Below are 20,992 nucleotides of genomic sequence, written 5' to 3' on the forward strand. Positions count from 1 at the left end.
TCTTCCAGGGTTTGAGGGGATTCTGAATAAGCCTGATCTAATGCTGTTAACAAGGTCATTTTAATAACCTATGGATTCCCCAATGAGGATTATTTTAATGCGTCCGGGAGAACCGCTATGACGGGTAATCACAGTATTGGAACACATGCATCCTTCGATGTGGCAATCTCCGCAATGACCAGTATCATAGCATGGTGTTTTCAGGTTTTGACGAATGGCATTAACCGGGGCGGCAGTATTCTGTGCCCGAAAGATCCCGGCATCAATATCTTCAACAATTTTATTGATCCCGACAATGACAATAACCTGTTCAGGTCCATAGCATAAAAGTGCCACGCGGTTGCTTTTGCCATCAACGTTTACAAGTTCACCTGCCATAGTAAGGGCATTGGTACCCATCAGAAAGGTATGACTAAGAATTCCCTGAGCAACAATTTCCCGGTGTTCCTGGGGTGTTTTGGCAAGACTGCGATCAAGATAAATGTAGTTGCCATTTTTCACTGCATCCAATAATCCAATTTCTTTAATGGACTCGGAACCGCCATGGCAAACACTGGCACCTTCGGGAATAAACGATAAAGCCAGCTTAAGGGCATCGGATCGTGATTTACAAAAATACCCTTCGAAATTTCGTTGCTTCAATTTTTTAATCAGGGTGGTGCTGAGATGTTGATAATTTTCTTCTTTAAAACCCAAAATATTACCTCCAAAGGAATGAATAGTATTATTATAATATAAAGATCTTAAAAAAACAAAATATTTTATAATTTTAGGGTATAATAAGAAAAAATCAGATCTAAAATAAAGGAGGAAAAAAATGCATAAGTATAAGGGAATTATTTTTGATTTAGACGGTACCCTCATTAATTCACTGGAAGACCTCATCGATTCCTGTAATGTCATTATGAAATATTATCGGTTCCCAACCCATTCCTACGAAGCCGGTAAAAAGCTCATTGGAACAGGAATCAGAAATTTAACAAGGGATGCGGTCCCCGAAAAATATCGTGACGATGAAACATTTATTGATAAGCTGACCGAAATGATGAGGGCTGAATATATGACCTGCTATACAAAGAAAACAAAACCTTATCCGGGGATCATCGATCTTCTTGATTATTTGAAAGCGAATGATATTCCGGTTGGGATTTCTACCAATAAGCCGACGGCTGCAGCAAAATCAATTGTAAAGATTTTGTTTAAGGATTATGATTTTGTGGATGTGATTGGATATACCACGGAAAAATTGCGAAAGCCCAACCCGGAGACTGCCCTGGCATTGGCAGAGCGAATGGGTGTTAGGCATGAGGAATGTCTTTATGTCGGAGACTCACCCATAGACTATGAAACTGCCATAAATGCTGGAATGCTTCCGGTGTTATGCACCTGGGGATTTACACCGGCAGAGGTTATTACAAAGCTTGAAAGATCGGTTTGGGTACATAACCCGATGCGAATCGTTGATGCACTATTTTATGGTCGAGAAATGTATTCAATTTTCAATGAAAAGCCTGACCCCAAGCAGCATTAGAAATTAGCATAAAATAATGAAGTTCAGTGTTATGTTGGATGAGATCCAGCGGGTTTAAAGCATTGAAAAAAATGTAAACGTTGAACAACCTGCAAAGGAAAAAAAAATTACATATTGACTTTAATTCACTATGTTGTTATAATAAAAAATTTTACTTTTCACAGAATTTGTGGTATACTGTTTAAGAGAAAACCACAGAGAGGTGAAGTTCATGGCAAAAGCAACAATTATGGACATTAGACGCGAGGTGGAAAACTATCTTGGAAGACGAGTTAAACTTGAAGCGCATAAAAGCAAGAAAAAACTTTACCAAAAAGAAGGGGTCATCGAAGAAACCTACCCCAGTATTTTTACGGTAAGAGTGCAAGAGGATAAAAGAAAAGAACAGAAGCTTTCCTTTAGCTATTCTGATCTTTTAACCCAGAGCGTAAAAATAGTGCTTCTGGATGACGGCGAAACTGACAAAAAAGTGTTAGTTTCGTAATGACAAAATAAACAAATTCCACATTGAAGGGGAAGAGCGGAAGTTCTTCTTTTTTTATTGCCCAAATTTCTGGGGTTTTCAATAAACCAGTGGTATAATAACCAAAATGTTCTGAGAAACGGAGAAAATAATGGCAGAAAAAAGCTTGAAAATAGAATCTGAGATAGGGAAGCTTAAAAAGGTTCTGATACATCGTCCCGGGAAAGAGCTGGAGCGTATCGTTCCAGATTCACTAAAAGAACTATTGTTTGAAGACATTCCCTGGCTTAAACGCATGCAGGAAGAGCATGATGCTTTTGCAAAAATATTAGTCCAACATGGGGCCGAGGTTTTTTATGTTGAAAATCTGTTAAAGGATATTTTAAAAGATACGACCGTACGTGAAAATCTGGTTCATGAAGTGATTGATCAGAATCCGTCATCAGGCAATTACATCGATGGATTTTTGAATGAATACCTTTTATCATTGGACAGTAATGCATTGGGAGAAGCCCTTATTGCCGGGGTCCTGCAAAAAGAATTGGGGCATATGGAACGCCATTTAGTGCTAACCGATTATTTGAAGGGTCCGGAACCCTATGCTTTCTATTTAAATCCGCTGCCGAATCTCTATTTTATGCGAGATCCGGCAATCACCATCCATGATGGCATGTGCATTTCTGCCATGGCTACCCGAATACGAAAACGGGAAAGCCAATATATGTCTGCCATATATGAGCATCATCCACTGTTTGCATCCTGTGAAAATAAAACCTTTTACCGGGATACTAACTTTTTTTCAGTTGAGGGCGGGGATATTCTTATTCTCAGTCCGACGGTAGTCGCATTAGGTTGCAGTGAGCGAACCGAGGTTCAAGGGGTTGAAGAGCTGGCGAAAAACCTTTTTAAAGCAGATATTGGGATAAAGAAAGTATTGGCAGTAAAAATCCCCAGCAACCGTGCTTTCATGCACCTGGATACAGTGTTTACCATGGTGGATTATGATAAGTTTATTGTCTATCCAAGGATTCTTAAAGAAGTAGAAACGATTATCATGACTCCGGGAAAAGAAAACATTCTTCATTATGAACGAATCGATAGTCTACAGGAAGCACTAAAATCAGTTCTGGGGTTGCCTGCCATTAATCTTATTGAAAGCGGCGGCGGAAATCCAGTTGCAGCTGCCCGTGAGCAATGGAACGACAGCACCAACACGTTAGCCATTGCACCCGGGGTTATAGTGGCTTATACAAGAAATGAACATTCAAACCAAGTCCTCAGCGAAAATGGCATTGAAGTCATCGGTATAGAAGCCTCAGAGTTGGTTCGGGGACGAGGCGGCCCACGGTGTATGACCATGCCTTTATACCGAGGCTGCTTCTAGGTCATTGTAAAAGTGAAAAGTTTCACTTGTGAAATACACTGAATATCAGTTAAAATATAATAAGAGCAAAGAAAAATGGAGGAATGGTTATGAATTTAAAGGGACGTCATTTACTGACACTAAAGGATTTTACTCCGGAGGAGATACATTATTTAGTTGATTACGCTGCGGAATTAAAGGCAAAGAAAAAATCAGGTGAGGTTGGAACACTTCTCAAAGGAAAAAATATTGTGCTGATTTTTGAAAAAGCATCAACGAGAACCCGTTGTGCCTTTGAAGTCGCCGCCTATGATGAAGGGGCAAAAGTCACCTTTTTAACCAATAGCCAAATGGGAAAAAAAGAATCTATTGAAGATACGGCTAATGTGCTGGGACGTTTTTATGATGGGATTGAATTTCGCGGTTTCAAACAGGAAACCGTTGAGCTTTTAGCAAAATATTCTGGCGTTCCGGTTTGGAACGGACTCACTGATCTTTATCACCCGACCCAGGTATTGGCAGACATGCTTACCATTCAGGAAAATTTTGGGACGTTAAAAGGACGTCGACTGGTTTATATCGGCGATGCCAGAAATAATATGGGGAACTCCCTGATGATTGGCTGTTCCAAGCTGGGCATGCACTTTGTGGCGGTAGCCCCGGAAATTCTTTTCCCTGAAGAAGGCCTGGTCGAAGAGATGAAAGCCCTTTGCGAAAGCACCGGAGGATCCATTACCCTGACAGATGATATCAAAGCAGGCGTGAAAGATGCCGATGCGATTTACACCGATGTGTGGGTTTCCATGGGTGAAGAAGATCAGATGGCAGAGCGTATTAAGCTATTATTACCCTACCAGGTTAATATGGATATGATTGACGCGACTGGGAATGATAAGGTGATTTTCCTTCATTGTCTGCCGGCCTTTCACGATTTAGAAACCGCCGTGGCCAAGGAGGTCAGAGAAAAATTTGGAATCAGCGAAATGGAAGTGACGGATGAAGTCTTCAGAAGCAGGCATTCCGTTGTTTTTGATGAGGCGGAGAATCGCATGCATACCATTAAGGCAGTTATGTGCGCCTCCCTGGTTGGCTAAAATGCCCGATTGGATAGTACGATTAATAGGTAAATTGCGAAACTGATCGTAAAGCTCACGGCACTTTCGCAATTGCCTAATATTAAGATTAAAGCCGGGAGATTAATAATCATGGAAATCAAAGATATTAAAAGATTACAAAATGGGTCAGATGTCCGGGGAATCGTTCTGGAAGGGATCCCTGGGGAAGCTGTTAATTTCACCCCGGATATGGCCATGAAAATAGCCTTTTCTTTTGCCGTTTGGCTGGAAAAAAAGCTTGCGAAAGGGCCCATGACTTTTGCTGTTGGCCGAGACAGCCGTCTTTCCGGGCCACACCTTGCCCAGGCTGTGGCACGGGGATTAGTCAGCAACGGACACACAGTCTATCAGTGCGGGATTGCTACGACACCGGCAATGTTTATGACGACGCTTGATCCGGTGATGAAAGCAGATGGTGCCATCATGGTAACCGCCAGCCATTTGCCCTATAATCGAAACGGCCTTAAGTTTTTCACCAGCGATGGCGGTTTGGATAAAGAAGACATTACCGCAATTTTAGAATTAGCCGAAACGGTCGGAACCAACTTTACCCCAGGAGGGCAGGCCATTGACTATGATTTTTTGCCATCATATTCAACCGGAATTGTAGATTTTGTCCGAAAAAAAACAGGGGGAGAAAAACCTTTGAACGGAACCCATGTTGTTGTTGATGCCGGTAATGGCGCGGGAGGATTCTTTGTGGATCAGGTTTTAAAACCATTAGGAGCCAATACAGCAGGCAGTCTATATTTAGATCCGGATGGGACTTTTCCAAATCACATTCCAAATCCTGAAGAACCGGAAGCCATTCATCACATTACGAAAGCTGTTTTAGACAATAAAGCCGACCTGGGAATTATCTTTGATACGGATGTGGATCGTGCAGCGATTATTGATGAAAAAGGGAATGCCATTAATCGCAATGGCTTTATTGCTTTTATTTCAAGCATGCTGTTATCAGATTATCCGGGATCGACCATTGTTACTGATTCTGTTACCTCAACCGGATTAACTGATTATATTACCAGTCTGGGCGGAAAACACCACCGCTTTAAACGGGGCTATAAAAATGTTATTAATGAAGCTATCCGTTTAAATGAAATCGGGATTGAAACTCATTTAGCCATGGAAACCAGTGGGCATGGCGCGATCAAAGAGAATTACTTCCTCGATGATGGGGCATATCTTGTGACCATGGCACTCATTAAATTTGCAGAGCTTCACAAGTTAGGAAAACCGGTGAGTTCCTTTTTAGAAGGACTTAACGAACCTCTGGAAGTCAAAGAAATACGTTTTAAAATAACGGTTGATGATTTTAAGACCTATGGCGAAAAAGTTTTGGAAGATTTTAAAACCTTTGCCGGGAAACAACCCGGTTGGACCCTGGTGGAGCCCAACTATGAGGGTGTTCGGGTAAACTGTGATGAAACAGCCGGCAATGGCTGGTGTCTGCTCAGAATGTCGCTGCATGAACCGATCATGCCATTGAATATTGAATCTGATACTGTTGGTGGTTGCGAATTGATTAAGGCTACTCTGATGCAGTACCTGGATCAGTATGAGGCATTGGCATAGGTTTATATTACATTCGGACATTTATTGATTGCATTATTAGAAGATATAAAGATTGCCATAAGTTTAATCGTTATAAATTTCCAATTAAAAAAAAGACCTGTAAAATACAGGTCTCAGACTGTGGGCATTCGGAGGTCTGTTGAAAAACAGGCCTTTTTTAATTGAAAATTATTGATTCTTAGGGCACATACAAAATCGTCAATGAGATCCATATGCTGGGACATGGCCAGGGCGGTTTTATTGTAGCATTAAATTAAGTTTTTATGGAGGATAAGTATGAAGATACTGGTATGTATAAAACAGGTTCCGGGAACATCCAATGTGGAAGTAAATCCAGAAACAGGGGTCCTGATTCGCGACGGCGTTGAATCAAAGATGAATCCCTATGATTTATATGGGTTAGAAACAGCGTTTCGTCTAAAAGAACAACTCGGTGGAACGATTACCGCCTTGTCCATGGGACCCATGCAAAGTAAGGAAGTTCTGTTGGAATCCTTTTACATGGGAGCAGATAAAGGCTGTCTGTTATCAGATCGAAAATTTGGTGGGGCGGATGTGGTCGCCACCAGTTATACCCTGGCCCAGGGAGCAAAGAGGCTGGGAGATTTTGATCTTATTGTTTGCGGGAAGCAAACCACTGATGGCGATACCGCTCAGGTTGGTCCGGAAATGGCAGAGCATTTAGGGATTCCCCATGTTACCAATGTTATTAAAATCCTGGTGGCGGATGAAAGGGGTCTTACTGTACAAATGAATATGGAAGAAACCATTGAAATCCAACGAGTGCCTTACCCGTGTCTTATTACCGTGGATAAGGATATTTACACACCAAGGCTGCCTTCTTATAAGCGGAAAATGGCAATATCTGAAAATCCTGAAATAAAAATTCTGACTTTAAAAGATATGTACGATACGAATGAAAAAAATTATGGATTAAGTGGATCACCCACTCAAGTTGAACGCATTTTTCCGCCTGAAAGCAATGTTGAAAAAACAAGCTTTGAAGGGGACGGCAAAACTCTGGCCAAAATCTTATATGGCATTTTATCTGAAAAAAAATATTTAAGATAGAAAGGAAAAATGATGGCTGGAATTAAAATAATCAAAGAAAATATAAATCGTGAAGCGTTTGAAGCATTTGCCGAAATTTGTCCTTTTGATGCTTTTAGTTATGAGAACGACGTCCTTGAAATTTCATCAGCTTGTAAAATGTGCAAGATGTGTTTAAAAAAAGGACCAGAAGGCGTTCTTGTTCTTGAAGAGGATGAAAAAATCGCCATTGACAAGAGTTCGTTTAATGGGATTACTGTGTATGTGGACCATATTGAAGGTAAAATCCATCCGGTGACATTAGAACTCATTGGAAAGGCCAGAATCCTGGCAAAAGTCATTAATCACCCGGTTTATGCGTTGTTTATGGGAACTGATATTACTGAAAAGGCCCAGGAACTATTGAATTACGGCGTGGACAAGGTATTTGTATATGATAAACCAGAATTAAAGCATTTTGTCATTGAACCCTATGCAAATGTTTTTGAGGATTTCGTTAAAAAAATTAAACCTTCATCTATTTTAGTAGGGGCCACCAATGTGGGACGCTCTTTGGCACCCAGGGTTGCCGCTCGGTTCCGTACCGGCTTGACTGCTGATTGTACTGTTTTAGAAATGAAAGAAAATACGGATTTGGTTCAGATTCGTCCGGCCTTTGGTGGAAATATTATGGCTCAGATTGTTACCGAAAATAATCGACCACAGTTTTGTACAGTTCGTTATAAGGTTTTCAATGCCCCGGAACGTATGAAAAACCCAAAGGGTTGTGTAAAAATTATGGATATCGGAGCAAAAAAACTCATTTCATCGATTGAAGTGTTAGAAGTTATAAAAAAAGAAAAAGCCATTGATTTATCTGATGCTGAAACGATTGTGGCAGTTGGACGGGGAGTGAAATGCGAAAAAGATTTGGAGATGATTCACGCTTTTGCAGAAAAGATAGGAGCTACCGTTGCCTGCAGCCGTCCTGGAATTGAATCAGGATGGTTTGATGCAAAGCTGCAAATCGGGTTAAGCGGGAGAACGGTTAAGCCAAAACTCATCATCACCCTTGGTATTTCCGGATCCGTTCAATTTGTCGCCGGAATGCAAAATTCCGACTATATCATTGCCATTAATAATGACCCGAAAGCGCCGATTTTCAATGTAGCTCATTGTGGAATCATCGGGGACTTGTATGAGATTCTACCGGAACTTTTAGCAATGATTGAGGATTCGAACATAATAAAAGTACCTGAAAGGATGGGTGTGTCTGATGGATTATAAAAAAATTGAAGCTGATGATATCACTTACTTAAAGGGAGTGGTCCCAGCCGAACGCGTTTTTATTGGGGAAGAAATCGGAGAAGATTTTAGCCATGATGAATTGTCAAGCATCCATTCTTATCCGGAAATTCTAATTAAGGTAAAATCGGAGCTGGAAATCTCGAAAATTATGAAATATTCCTATGATAAAAATATCCCGATTGTGGTGAGAGGTTCGGGAACCGGATTAGTTGGTGCCTGTGTGCCATTGTTCGGTGGCATCATGATGGAAACAACCTTAATGAATAATATATTAGAACTGGATACAGAAAATCTTACCGTTACCGTCGAACCAGGGGTTCTTCTGATGCAGCTTTCAAAATTTGTGGAAGACAATGATCTTTTTTACCCACCGGATCCTGGCGAAAAATCGGCTACCATTGCTGGAAACATCAGTACCAATGCCGGGGGAATGCGGGCCGTAAAATATGGTGTTACCCGGGATTATGTGCGTGGGCTGACAATCGTGCTTTCCAATGGAAAAATTATGGAGTTAGGTGGGAAAATTGTTAAAAATAGTTCAGGCTATAGCCTAAAAGATTTGGTGATAGGCTCGGAAGGCACTCTTTGTGTGATTACAAAAGCTATTTTAAAGTTGTTGCCGCTTCCGAAAAAGACACTGAGCCTGCTGATTCCCTTTGATAATATTGGAGCTGCTTTAGGGATGGTACCTAAAATTATTAAATCCAAGGCCATTCCCACAGCCATTGAATTCATGGAACGCCAAACCATTCTTTTTGCAGAAGAATTTTTAGGGAAAAAATTCCCGGATTCCAACAGTAATGCCTATATTCTTTTAACATTTGACGGCAATACCAGGGAACAGGTGGAAGTAGAATATGAAGTGGTAGCCAATCTTTGCCTGGCTGAAGGAGCCAGGGATGTCTATATTGTCGATACCGAGGAACGCAAGGAAGCGGTTTGGTCTGCCCGAGGGGCGTTTCTGGAAGCCATTAAAGCATCGACAACCGAAATGGATGAATGTGATGTGGTCGTGCCCAGAAATCGAATTGCTGAATTCATTGAGTTCACCCATGAACTGGCAAGGGAAATGGACCTGCGTATTCCCAGTTTTGGACATGCCGGAGATGGCAATCTCCACATTTATGTCTGTCGGGATAAACTTTCTCAGGCAGACTGGGATGTAAAGCTGGAACTGGCAATGGATCGATTGTATGCGAAGGCACTTGTCTTTCATGGTTTGGTTTCGGGAGAACACGGGATTGGTTACGCGAAGCGAAAATATCTCCTCAATGATTTTGGCGCCGAACAGTTGGAATTAATGGCCGGCATTAAACGGACCTTTGATCCTAAAAACCTGCTTAATCCTAAAAAAGTCTGTCAGATGTAGGTTGGAGGAAAAATGAAATGATTAAAATAAGTTTACCCTATGGAAAAGAAAAAATTTCCTTAAATTTGGATGAAGCCCTGTTAAACTCTGTATTAGTATCTCGAATAGAGGACTATCATCCAGGAAAAACCCAAAGTGAGTTGGTTAAGGAGGCAATGGAGAGTTCCATTGATTCACCGGGTCTTAGGGAATTGGCGGTGGGAAAGAAGAACGTGGTCATCATCGCCAGTGATCATACAAGGCCAGTACCAAGTCAGATTATTATGCCAATAATGCTTTCTGAAATTCGCAAGGGAAACCCGGGTGCCGAGATTACCATTCTTATTTCAACGGGTTTTCATCGACCCACAACTAAGGAAGAACTCAATCAAAAGTTCGGGGAAGAGATTGTGGCCAGTGAAAAGATTGTGGTTCACGAATCCGAAAATCCGGATTGTTTGGTAAAAATTGGGACACTCCCTTCAGGAGGCGAGCTAATCATCAATCGTCTGGGTGCCGAGGCGGATCTGCTGGTTTCTGAAGGATTCATTGAACCCCATTTTTTTGCCGGATTTTCAGGGGGCCGAAAAAGTGTGCTTCCGGGAATCGCCAGTCGTGTCACTGTTCTTGCCAATCATTGCGGAGAATTTATTGCGCACCCTAAAGCAAGAACAGGATGCATCGAGGGCAATCCTGTTCATATTGATATGCTTTACGCTGCCAGAGTGGCGCGTCTGGCCTTTGTGGTCAATGTGGTTATTAATTCTGAAAAAGAAGTTATCTATGCGGTTGCCGGAGATTGTGACAGTGCTCACATAAAGGGGCGGGAGTTTTTAGAGAACTTGTGTAAAGTAAAGGCAATACCCAGTGATATTGTGATTACCACCAATGGCGGGTATCCTTTGGATCAAAATATTTACCAGGCCGTTAAGGGAATGACTGCCGCAGAAGCTGCAGTAAAACCTGGCGGTGTTATTATTATGCTTGCAAAATCAAATGACGGGCATGGCGGAGAGGTTTTTTTAAATACATTCAAAGAGGAAAAAAATCTCAAAGCCATGGAAGAACGTTTTGTGAATGCGCCCAGAGATGAAACCATTCCTGACCAATGGGAAGCACAAATTTTAGCCCGTATTCTGTTGAAGGCCAAAGTCATTTACATTTCATCGGCACCGGAAGAAATGATTCGGGAGTTTCAAATGACTCCGGCCAATAATTTGGAAGATGCTTTGATTCTGTCAAGAGAGTATCTCAAAAATAATAAAGCGACGATAACGGTTATTCCTGATGGTGTGTCCGTTATTGTAGAATAAACAACAAAAATATTCAAAAGAAACAACAAAAATTTCTTGACAAATGAATGCCAAAGTACTACAATATAGAAAATCTCTTTGCACTGCATAGATTACAGTACAAACTGAGCAGGCGATGAACCTTAGAACGTTCGTGGGGCCGGGCCATGGAAGTGGCAGCAGATGAACATACACACATCTGTGGGACAGTAGTTGTTCCATAGGTGTGTTTTTTTATCGTTTTTTTGGGAACTAGGACTGAATTAAAGCAAATTTATTTACATCAGACTGTTGACAAACTCTTATTTCGAGTTCAATTATTTATCGTTGGTTGTTGCAAACTCTGACAGGTCTCACCTGTTCGCTATGTTGCACACAATCAGATAAAATAATTATCCTCGAAAATTTTTTATTTACACCTTTGTTTACAATCTCAAAAAAAATTATTTGCTGTATGGAGTGGCACAGAGCTATCTTAAATGTGTAGAAATACAAAACGGAGGTAACTTTTATGACCACAGATAAGACAATGGGCTTAACCACAGAGGAAGCCCGAAAACGGCAAGAGCAGTATGGAAAAAATGAACTAGCCGCTGGAAAAAAGCAGAGTTTTTTCATTAAGGCACTGCGCACTATTGCTGAACCGATGTTTTTATTGCTAATTGTAGCAGCGATTATTTACTTTATTTTAGGCGAGCCCAGAGACGGCGCCATTATGCTGATCTTTGTCGTTGGTATCATTAGTATTGATGTGATCCAGGAATGGAAAACAGACAAAACCCTCAGTGCGCTTAAAGATTTATCCGCACCTCATATCATGGTTATCAGAAATGAAAAAGAAGTGATCATCCCCAGTGTGGATTTAGTTCCCGGGGATGTCATGATGATTGCGGAAGGTGTGAAAATACCAGCGGACGGGGAAATTTTAAAAGCCAATGATCTTTGTGTGGATGAATCATCGCTTACCGGCGAGGCAGAAGGTGTCTGGAAGGTAACTGTTGAAAATGCTGAAGTATCCGATGATTATTGGCGAAGAGATTATTGCTATGCAGGAACCCTGGTAACCCAGGGGAATGCCACTATTTTGGTTGACAAAATTGGTGCACTCACTGAATATGGTAAAATCGGCACGCATGTGGCTTCGGTTGAAGAAAAACCGACGCCGCTTCAAAAACAAACAGACAGTCTGGTAAAACTTTGTGCAGGCATTGCTGCAGTTCTCTTTGCATTAGTTAGTGTCATCACCTATTTTAATATTCCGGAATATCCTTTTGGAGATCGGATTATAGCCAGTATTCTCTCAGGGATCACCCTGGCTATGGCGATGATTCCTGAGGAATTTCCAGTTATTCTTACTGTGTTTCTTTCCATGGGTGCCTGGCGACTTGCGAAGAATAAAGCCCTGGTTCGTAAACTTCCATCAGTGGAAACCCTGGGAGCTGTTTCGGTGCTTTGTGTGGATAAAACCGGAACCATTACCATGAATCAGATGACGGTTCAGGATACCTGGGCGTTAAACGGGGATAAAGAAAACCTGTGTGAGATGATGGGTCTTGGTTGTGAAACAGAAGCCTATGATCCCATGGAAAAAGCCATGCTAAGGTATTGCGAAGAAAAGGGGATTTCAAAAAAACATCTCTTTGGCGGAGATTTAATCAGGGAATATGCCTTTACCAACGAGCTGAAAATGATGGGCCATGTTTGGCATCATGATGGAGAAATTATTATCGCGGCCAAAGGTTCACCAGAACGGATGCTGACCATCTGCGTTCTGACCGATGAAGAAAGACAGATAGTTGAGGCTGAAATCACAGCAATGTCACAGCAAGGACTACGAGTTATTGCCGTCGGAGAAATGAAACCGAAGACTGAAGCTGAAATTCCCAAAACCATTACGGCGGCGAGGCTGACTTTCCTGGGACTGATTGGCCTGGCCGATCCACCAAGAGAATCCGTAAAAGAAGATATTAAAAACTGTACCAAAGCAGGGGTTCGGGTTGTCATGATCACCGGAGATAACGGTATTACGGCCAGCAGCATTGCCGGTCAGATTGGGATGCCCAACAGTGACCATATCATTACCGGTGACGAATTAAATAAAATGACCGATGAAGAATTAAGGGAAAAAGTTAAAGATGTGAGTATTTTCTCACGGGTGATTCCAGAGCATAAAATGCGCATCGTCAAGGCTTTTAAAGAAAACGGAGAGGTTGTGGCCATGACCGGAGATGGTGTTAATGATGCCCCAGCGCTTAAATCAGCAGACATCGGAATTGCCATGGGCAAACGTGGTTCTGAAGTATCCCGTGAAGCAGCCGATCTCATTTTAATGGATGATAATTTTTCAACCATTGTAAACACCATTAAAGATGGTCGAAGAATTTACGATAACATCCGTAAAGCAGTGGGGTATGTTTTTACCATCCATATACCCATTGCATTCGCATCATTATTAGCACCGCTTCTGGGTATTGCTCCTGCCAGTCTATTCCTGTTGCCTCTTCATGTGGTGCTTTTAGAGCTCATTATTGATCCGACCTGTTCCATTGTTTTAGAACGCCAGCCGGCAGAGCATCATATTATGGAACGAAAGCCGAGAAATCCAAATGAAAATCTAATCACTCCCGGTATTTTGCTAAAAAGTGTCACTCAAGGCCTGGCTATTTTTGCGGCATCCTTTGGAACCTATCTTTTGTTCTTGGAACAAGGCAATGCGCCTCTGGCCCGAACCATGGGGCTAGCCGTTATTATGCTTTCCAACCTGGTGTTAGTACAGGTTAATAGCTCAGATACAGACTTTGCATTCCAGTCTTTTAAACGGCTCATTAATGATAAGGTGATGTGGGCGGTTAACATTGGAACGATTGGTGGATTATTTATAATTTTATACACACCGATTACCGGATTTTTGAAATTGTACCCATTGACTGTGGGGCAGTTCTTATTGGCGGCAGGCATTGCCGCATTATCGGTGTTCTGGTATGAGTTAGTAAAGCTATTCTATTGGTTCCAACGAAAAAATAAGTAAAATATTTTCCATGTGCTTTGTATTTTCCATTTAAAGTGGTATATAGCTTTATAAGGAGTCTCTCCTAACAAATTAGGGAAAGAAGGGAAATAATGAAAAACTTCAAAGATTTTATGAAAGCAATTCGTCAGGGAATGTTGGAAGAAGAAGCAAGGGCACTCATTGGGTTTAAAATGAAACCGGATGAAAAGGTTCAAGCCCTCATTGATCTGGCCCGGAAATACGATTACGATGTGGATTGCCATGCCTTGATGGATGATATGAAAATGGCTGATGCAAAGGCTTTCGAAAAAGAAATTCAGACAGCGGCAAAACTAGGAATGAACGTGGAACATAACGTTCGAGATTATGGATGGCCTTTTTCTTAGCAGCGGTTTTTGTTTTTAAGGAAAAAAGAGTGGGAGATCCACTCTTTTTTTAATAGTTGAAATTAAAAATTTCAGGAAAAAAAACTAAATATTAAGGGTGGATTCAATCAGCTTTTCACTTTAAAGGACTAGCATTGTAACGTGATAAAGTATATAATATCCCCATATTATATTAGGAAAAGAGGAACAAAAAGGAATGAAAAAAGGAAGACTATTTGGTTTAATGCTGATTGTTATTCTAGTGGCCGGTTTATTTGCTGGCTGTAGCAGTGCTCAAAAAGCAGAAGGTGGAGCTGCAAATAATGATGATAAGACATTTGTTGTTGGATTAGATGATTCTTTCCCGCCAATGGGTTTCAGAGACGATAAGAATGAAATCGTTGGCTTTGATGTCGATCTGGCCAAGGAAGTCGGGAAACGCATGGGAATGGCAGTTGTCCTGCAACCCATCAATTGGGATACAAAAGAATTAGAACTTGACTCTGGAAATATTGATGTTATCTGGAATGGTTTAACCATTACCGATGAACGAAAAACAGCCATGGATTTTACGACACCATATCTTGAAAATGATCAGGTCATTGTTGTTAAAAAGGATTCTCCAATTAAAACAAAAGCAGATTTAGCGGGAAAAAACATTGGACTTCAAAAGGGATCCTCTGCCTATGACGCCTTTGTTGCAGATCCTATCAGCAAGGAAACCGCAGCCATGAATGAATATCCGGAAAATGTTTCAGCACTTTCTGATTTAGGTATTGGCCGAATTGATGCTGTTATTGTTGATTCTGTTGTCGCTCGTTATTATATTGCTTCTAATAATGCGGATTATGTTATTTTGGATGAAAGCCTATCACCAGAGCTTTATGGCGTCGGCATCAAAAAAGGAAACACTGAATTGCAAACTAAAATTCAGGATGCCCTTAATGCCATGATCGCTGATGGCACTGCCGCTCAAATTTCAACAAAATGGTTTGGCGAGGACATTATTTACAAACCATAATATCTGTTCAGGGTGTTGACAAACCTCTTTCCGGACATTTAATTGATCGTTGTGTGCTGCATGATCGTACAGGCTACGCCTGTTCGCCATGATGCACACAACATGATGCAATAAAAATCCGGAAAGAGACTTGTCTAATTACTTTGTTTATGGTCTCATCGGATAGTTTTCTATCCGTTTTTTTTATTACTATTTCATTTTTTCAGGAGAGCAAATATGTCAGATTATCTAACCTATCTATCCAATATCACCGTGCCCATGCTTTACGGGATGGTGATTACCCTCAGTATTTTTGCAGTGACCATTGTGTGCTCTGTTCCATTGGGCTTTCTTTTTACCTTGATGGTCCGAAGTAAAATAAAGCCGATTAAAGCCTTTGCCAATGGCTATATTTATGTTTTACGCGGAACGCCTTTACTCCTCCAACTAATGTTTGTTTACTTTGGATTACCCTTGCTGCCGTTTTTTGGAGAGTTTCTTGTTTTCGGACGATTTACGGCAGCTTGTATTGCCTTTGGTCTGAACTATTCCGCTTATTTTGCCGAGATATTTCGGGGTGGCCTGTTAGCCATTGACAAGGGTCAGTATGAGGCGGCCAAAGTATTGGGATTGACTAAGTTTCAAACCATGTTACGGGTTGTTGTTCCGCAGATGATTCGTGTTTGTTTACCTGCTATCAGCAATGAAACCATTACGCTTGTAAAGGATACAGCATTGGTAACAGTTATTGGTGTGGCAGAAATTTTGCATTATGCAAAAACAGCAGTGAATCGGGATGGCGATACATTTGCATTCCTGGTTGCTGCACTTTTATACCTGATGATTAATTTTGTCCTTACGATGGTGTTTAAAAGGCTTGAAAAGAAATATGAATTCTAGCAGAGGTGAACATGGAAATTATAAAAGTAAATAAACTTAATAAAAGTTTTGGTAACAACCACGTACTGAATGATATTTCTTTCAGTGTCAATAAGGGAGATGTGATGGCAATCATCGGATCTTCGGGTTCAGGAAAATCAACATTGCTTCGTTGCCTCATTGATTTAGAAAAGGCCGACAGCGGGGATATTTTTATGGAAGGGAAACCTTTGATGCAATCAGGGGTTTATACCAGTCCCCAGGAAATTCGGGCGATTATTATAAGAATGGGAATGGTTTTTCAACACTTTAATCTGTTTCCTCATTTAACGGTACGACAGAATTTGGAATTGGCCCCTAAGGTGGTTAAAAAAGAAGCGCCGACTCAAATGAATCAGCTTTGTGAGGGATATCTCCGTAAGGTTGGCTTACTGGATCGGATTGATGCCATGCCATCGACATTGTCCGGCGGAGAAAAACAAAGGGTAGCCATTGCCCGGGCGCTGATGATGAATCCGGATATTCTTCTTTTTGATGAGCCCACATCAGCACTGGACCCTGAACTTACCGGTGAAGTGCTTAATGTCATGAAAGACCTTGCCAATGAGCATATGACCATGGTGGTGGTTACCCATGAAATGAGCTTTGCCCGGGATGTTGCAAATAAGGTGATTTTTATGGATTCCGGTAAGATTTTAGAGGTCGGGGCTCCGGAAGAACTTTTCATTAATCCTAGAGAGTCCAGAACCCGGGAATTTCTCAGCAGCATCCTCAGAGATCAGAGTGGTCTGGAAAAAAAGCAGAAACGGTATCGATTGAAGAAATATTAGTTGTAAATCATAAAAAGCCTTCCCATTGAAAAATAGGAAGGCTTTTTTGCGATTTTTTATAAAAATAACAAAAAACGTTTGACGGATTAAGTATTCTATGATAGCATATTAAATTGCATTGGTATCTTTTAAAATAAGGTTATAATGCATCCCTGACGTCTATAATTAGGGCATCAGTAACACGGCACTACCGCGCGGATTTGAACCGATCAAAGGGGATATTAAACCAGAGGTGCTTGCCATGTAATTGATTACTATCCTAATAATAGCACAATGAGGATTGAAACACAACAGGCAAATACGGAATGTCAGAACAGGGAGACATCGGGTCTCTTTTGGACAATCCACTTGCTGAGTATTTTTGCGAGGAGTGATATTGGATGGTAATGTTGCATCCTGAAAAAGACGGATTAAGAATACGCCGAAGCTTTTCTAAGATCAAAGAAGTCATTGAAATGCCGAACCTGATTGAGGTTCAAAAGGATTCATACAATTGGTTTATAGAAAAAGGTCTCCAGGAGGTTTTCGACGATATTGATAAAATCGAAGACTATACCGGAAATCTGGTTTTAGAATTTGTAGATTATTCCATTGAGGGAAAAACAAAGTACACTGTGGAAGAGTGTAAGGAAAGGGATCAAACCTACTTTACACCGTTAAAAGTAACCGTTCGTTTAATTAATAAAGAAAAGAATGAAGTCAAAGAGCAAAAGGTTTATATGGCCGATTTGCATAAAATGACAGATACCGGTACCTTCATTGTCAATGGAGCGGAACGGGTTATTGTCAGCCAGCTGGTAAGATCACCAGGGGCATATTTTTCTCTGAGCCGTGATAAGCTTGGTAAAAAGCTTTTCTCTGCCCAGGTAATACCAAACCGTGGCGCATGGCTTGAGTATGAAACTGATTCAAATGATATCATGTATGTTAAAATTGACCGTACCCGTAAGCTGCCAATCACAGCCCTGATTCGGGCCCTTGGTTTGGGAACAAATCAGGAAATTCTCGATTTCTACGGGGATGATTACCGCTTAATTGAAACCATTAAAAAAGATGAAAATAACAATATGAAATCAACCCGGGATGGTTTGATTGAAATCTATAAAAGACTCCGTCCAGGTGAGCCGCCAACCGTTGAAAGTGCCCAGTCATTACTTAACTCCATGTTCTTTGATGATCGTCGGTACGATTTAGCCAAGGTTGGCCGTTATAAATATAATAAGAAGCTGTCTCTGGCAACCCGTATTGCCGGCCAGCGATCTGCCAATACCGTTGTCAATTCCGAAACCGGTGAAGTTTATATTGAAAAAGGCGAAATCATTCCCATTAAGGTAGCTGTCGAAATTCAAAACTCAGGCATTAACACCGTTGATGTTCAAGTTGAAGATAAAATGGTTCGGGTCATCGGAAATGGCTTTGTCGATATTAATAAACAGGATATTCCTTTTGACATCAGCGATCTTGACATTAAAGAATTTGTTTGTTTTGAAGTGCTTAAAGATATTTTAGAAGCAGATATGACGGATGAAGAAAAAAAGAAGAATTTAAAGAAGCGAATGGACGAGCTTGTGCCAAAGCATGTGCTTATTTCAGATCTTCATGCCTCCATCAGTTATATTATTGGCCTGGATTATGACATCGGCGCCATTGACGACATTGACCATTTAGGCAATCGACGTTTGCGTTCAGTTGGAGAGCTTCTTCAGAACCAGTTCAGAATCGGTTTATCCCGGATGGAACGTGTTGTTCGGGAAAGAATGTCAGTTCAGGATGATGAAGTATTAACACCACAGGGATTAATTAACACCCGTCCGGTGAATGCGGCATTAAAGGAATTCTTCGGAAGTTCCCAGCTTTCCCAGTTTATGGATCAAACCAACCCATTGGCAGAACTGACTCATAAAAGACGTCTTTCAGCATTGGGACCCGGTGGTTTAAGTCGTGAACGAGCAGGTTTTGAGGTTCGGGATGTGCATCATAGTCATTACGGCCGGATGTGTCCGATTGAAACCCCTGAAGGTCCGAACATCGGACTGATCGGATCCCTCAGTACCTATGCTCGGGTTAATGAATATGGATTTATCGAAGCCCCTTACCGTAAGGTTTATACAGGACTCGTTACAGATGAAATTCACTATCTGTCGGCGGATGAAGAAGGACGTTACACCATTGCCCAGGCCAATGAGCCCTTGAATGAAACCAACCATTTTGTCCGCGATCAGGTGACGGGCCGTGCCGGAAGTAAACGTGACTTTGTACTCATTGCTGCAGATCGCGTCGATTATATGGATATTTCACCGAAACAGATTGTTTCGGTTGCTACTTCGCTTATTCCATTCCTTGAAAATGATGATGCCAATCGTGCTCTTATGGGTGCCAACATGCAGCGTCAGGCAGTGCCGCTTCTGATTCCAAAGGCACCTGTTATTGGAACGGGAATGGAACACAAGGCAGCTAAGGATTCAGGGGTTTGTGTGATTGCAAAGAATGCCGGCGTCATTGAACGGGTAGAAGCAACTGCCATTCATATTCGAACAGATGAGGGCGAGCTTGATAAATACACACTCTTGAAATTTAAACGCTCCAACCAGGGAACCTGTATGAATCATAAGCCTTTGGTTAACAGGGGACAAGTGGTTAAAGAAGGAGAAATCATTGCCGATGGTCCTTCCACGGAAATGGGAGAGCTTGCTCTTGGACGAAACATTCTCATGGGATTTATGACCTGGGAAGGTTACAATTACGAGGATGCTATTCTTATTAATGAATCGTTATTAAAGCGGGATGTGTTCACATCCATTCATATCGAAGAATTTGAAGCAGAAGCTCGTGAAACGAAGCTTGGTCCTGAAGAAATTACCCGTGATATTCCTAATGTCAGTGAAGATGCACTGAAAAACCTAGACGAACGCGGTATTATTTACGTTGGTGCCGAGGTTAAATCAGATGATATCCTGGTTGGAAAAGTAACCCCTAAGGGTGAAACCGACCTTTCAGCCGAAGAAAAATTACTAAGAGCCATTTTTGGTGAAAAAGCCCGGGAAATCCGGGATACATCGCTTAAGGTTCCTCATGGGGAATCAGGTATTGTACTCGATGTGAAGGTTTTTTCTCGAGAAAACAAAGATGAGGATCTCAAACCTGGAGTAAATACTTTAGTCAGAGTTCTTATTGCTGTTAAAAGAAGGATTTCTGTTGGGGATAAAATGGCCGGTCGTCATGGAAACAAGGGCGTTATTTCCCGAATACTTCCCGAAGAGGATATGCCGTTTATGCCGGATGGAACGCCATTGGAGATTGTACTTAATCCTCTGGGTGTTCCTTCTCGAATGAACATCGGACAGGTACTGGAGGTCCATTTGGGTCTTGCTATGAAGCAGCTGGGCTGGCATATTTCCACCCCGGTATTCGACCCTGCCAGTGAAGATGATATTGTGGAACTTCTTGAAAAAGCGGGTTTACCTAAAGACGGGAAGATTCAGCTTTATGATGGACGGAGTGGGGAGCCTTTTGATAATCCGGTAACCGTTGGTTATATGTATATTCTTAAGCTTCACCATTTGGTTGATGATAAAATGCATGCGCGGTCAACAGGACCATATTCTTTGGTTACCCAGCAGCCGCTGGGTGGTAAAGCCCAGTTTGGTGGACAGCGATTTGGAGAAATGGAAGTTTGGGCTCTGGAAGCCTATGGGGCGGCTCATACCCTCCAGGAAATTCTAACCATTAAATCTGATGATGTTGTTGGACGTGTAAAAGCCTATGAAGCCATTGTTAAAGGTGAGAACATTCCAAAACCGGGAATCCCCGAGTCCTTTAAGGTACTTATGAAGGAATTCCAAAGTTTGGGTCTGGATGTTAACATCCTTAACGATCAGGAAATG

Annotated in this window: 16 protein-coding genes and 1 riboswitch; of the genes, 15 read left to right on the top strand and 1 reads right to left on the bottom strand. The window is 41.5% G+C overall.

Going from position 1 to position 20,992, the window contains the following annotated elements; all coding sequences use genetic code 11:
* Positions 1-60: 60 nt before the first annotated feature.
* A complete protein-coding gene (locus VIK44_RS05665) occupies positions 61-696 on the bottom strand; it encodes a lactate utilization protein (RefSeq protein ID WP_331552874.1) in 636 nt (211 codons plus the stop codon).
* Positions 697-817: 121 nt separating this feature from the next.
* Here VIK44_RS05665 and VIK44_RS05670 point away from each other — a divergent pair, with 121 nt between their 5' ends.
* The 15 genes from VIK44_RS05670 to VIK44_RS05740 all read left to right on the top strand — a co-directional run.
* Positions 818-1,531 (top strand): HAD family hydrolase, encoded by a 714-nt coding sequence (locus tag VIK44_RS05670; protein ID WP_331552875.1) that lies wholly within the window; start codon positions 818-820, stop codon positions 1,529-1,531.
* 211 nt (positions 1,532-1,742) lie between these two features.
* Positions 1,743-2,015 carry a Veg family protein gene (locus tag VIK44_RS05675; RefSeq protein ID WP_331552876.1) on the top strand — a complete coding sequence of 91 codons (273 nt, stop codon included), beginning with the start codon at positions 1,743-1,745 and terminating at the stop codon, positions 2,013-2,015.
* Positions 2,016-2,145: 130 nt separating this feature from the next.
* Positions 2,146-3,378, top strand: coding sequence for an arginine deiminase (locus VIK44_RS05680; protein WP_331552877.1), 1,233 nt, complete (start codon positions 2,146-2,148; stop codon positions 3,376-3,378).
* 83 nt (positions 3,379-3,461) lie between these two features.
* A complete protein-coding gene (gene argF, locus VIK44_RS05685) occupies positions 3,462-4,451 on the top strand; it encodes an ornithine carbamoyltransferase (RefSeq protein WP_331552878.1) in 990 nt (329 codons plus the stop codon).
* A 111-nt stretch (positions 4,452-4,562) separates the two neighbouring features.
* Positions 4,563-6,047: a phosphomannomutase/phosphoglucomutase gene (locus VIK44_RS05690; protein ID WP_331552879.1), complete on the top strand. Its 1,485-nt coding sequence runs from the start codon at positions 4,563-4,565 to the stop codon at positions 6,045-6,047.
* 276 nt (positions 6,048-6,323) lie between these two features.
* On the top strand, positions 6,324-7,118 hold the full coding sequence (gene lctB, locus VIK44_RS05695; protein ID WP_331552880.1) for a lactate dehydrogenase subunit LctB: 795 nt from the start codon (positions 6,324-6,326) through the stop codon (positions 7,116-7,118).
* A 12-nt stretch (positions 7,119-7,130) separates the two neighbouring features.
* A complete protein-coding gene (gene lctC / locus VIK44_RS05700; RefSeq protein WP_331552888.1) occupies positions 7,131-8,363 on the top strand; it encodes a lactate dehydrogenase subunit LctC in 1,233 nt (410 codons plus the stop codon).
* A complete protein-coding gene (lctD, locus tag VIK44_RS05705; protein ID WP_331552881.1) occupies positions 8,353-9,753 on the top strand; it encodes a lactate dehydrogenase subunit LctD in 1,401 nt (466 codons plus the stop codon). The genes lctC and lctD overlap by 11 nt, the downstream gene beginning before the upstream one ends.
* 17 nt (positions 9,754-9,770) lie before the next feature.
* A complete protein-coding gene (gene larA, locus VIK44_RS05710; protein WP_331552882.1) occupies positions 9,771-11,045 on the top strand; it encodes a nickel-dependent lactate racemase in 1,275 nt (424 codons plus the stop codon).
* 94 nt (positions 11,046-11,139) lie between these two features.
* Positions 11,140-11,236: riboswitch (NiCo riboswitch) on the top strand.
* Positions 11,237-11,535: 299 nt separating this feature from the next.
* Positions 11,536-14,052, top strand: coding sequence for a cation-translocating P-type ATPase (locus tag VIK44_RS05715; RefSeq protein ID WP_331552883.1), 2,517 nt, complete (start codon positions 11,536-11,538; stop codon positions 14,050-14,052).
* Between the two features lie 92 nt (positions 14,053-14,144).
* A complete protein-coding gene (locus VIK44_RS05720; protein WP_331552884.1) occupies positions 14,145-14,420 on the top strand; it encodes a hypothetical protein in 276 nt (91 codons plus the stop codon).
* Between the two features lie 196 nt (positions 14,421-14,616).
* Positions 14,617-15,420 carry an amino acid ABC transporter substrate-binding protein gene (locus VIK44_RS05725; protein WP_331552885.1) on the top strand — a complete coding sequence of 268 codons (804 nt, stop codon included), beginning with the start codon at positions 14,617-14,619 and terminating at the stop codon, positions 15,418-15,420.
* A gap of 216 nt (positions 15,421-15,636) precedes the next feature.
* Positions 15,637-16,299 (top strand): amino acid ABC transporter permease, encoded by a 663-nt coding sequence (locus tag VIK44_RS05730; RefSeq protein ID WP_331552886.1) that lies wholly within the window; start codon positions 15,637-15,639, stop codon positions 16,297-16,299.
* An 11-nt stretch (positions 16,300-16,310) separates the two neighbouring features.
* On the top strand, positions 16,311-17,108 hold the full coding sequence (locus tag VIK44_RS05735) for an amino acid ABC transporter ATP-binding protein (protein WP_331552887.1): 798 nt from the start codon (positions 16,311-16,313) through the stop codon (positions 17,106-17,108).
* 386 nt (positions 17,109-17,494) lie between these two features.
* Positions 17,495-20,992, top strand: a 3,498-nt coding sequence (locus VIK44_RS05740) for a DNA-directed RNA polymerase subunit beta (protein ID WP_331552889.1), incomplete at its 3' end; no start/stop codon positions are given.

The organism is Acetobacterium sp., assembly GCF_036508315.1.
In the GTDB taxonomy this organism is placed as follows: Bacteria; Bacillota; Clostridia; order Eubacteriales; family Eubacteriaceae; genus Acetobacterium.

Bases quoted from the DNA above. Each gene is read 5' to 3' on its own strand.
- VIK44_RS05670 (WP_331552875.1), top strand. From the start codon at position 818: ATGCATAAGTATAAGGGAATTATTTTTGATTTAGACGGTACCCTCATT.
- VIK44_RS05675 (WP_331552876.1), top strand. From the start codon at position 1,743: ATGGCAAAAGCAACAATTATGGACATTAGACGCGAGGTGGAAAACTAT.
- VIK44_RS05680 (WP_331552877.1), top strand. From the start codon at position 2,146: ATGGCAGAAAAAAGCTTGAAAATAGAATCTGAGATAGGGAAGCTTAAA.
- argF (WP_331552878.1), top strand. From the start codon at position 3,462: ATGGTTATGAATTTAAAGGGACGTCATTTACTGACACTAAAGGATTTT.
- VIK44_RS05690 (WP_331552879.1), top strand. From the start codon at position 4,563: ATGGAAATCAAAGATATTAAAAGATTACAAAATGGGTCAGATGTCCGG.
- lctB (WP_331552880.1), top strand. From the start codon at position 6,324: ATGAAGATACTGGTATGTATAAAACAGGTTCCGGGAACATCCAATGTG.
- lctC (WP_331552888.1), top strand. From the start codon at position 7,131: ATGGCTGGAATTAAAATAATCAAAGAAAATATAAATCGTGAAGCGTTT.
- lctD (WP_331552881.1), top strand. From the start codon at position 8,353: ATGGATTATAAAAAAATTGAAGCTGATGATATCACTTACTTAAAGGGA.
- larA (WP_331552882.1), top strand. From the start codon at position 9,771: ATGATTAAAATAAGTTTACCCTATGGAAAAGAAAAAATTTCCTTAAAT.
- VIK44_RS05715 (WP_331552883.1), top strand. From the start codon at position 11,536: ATGACCACAGATAAGACAATGGGCTTAACCACAGAGGAAGCCCGAAAA.
- VIK44_RS05720 (WP_331552884.1), top strand. From the start codon at position 14,145: ATGAAAAACTTCAAAGATTTTATGAAAGCAATTCGTCAGGGAATGTTG.
- VIK44_RS05725 (WP_331552885.1), top strand. From the start codon at position 14,617: ATGAAAAAAGGAAGACTATTTGGTTTAATGCTGATTGTTATTCTAGTG.
- VIK44_RS05730 (WP_331552886.1), top strand. From the start codon at position 15,637: ATGTCAGATTATCTAACCTATCTATCCAATATCACCGTGCCCATGCTT.
- VIK44_RS05735 (WP_331552887.1), top strand. From the start codon at position 16,311: ATGGAAATTATAAAAGTAAATAAACTTAATAAAAGTTTTGGTAACAAC.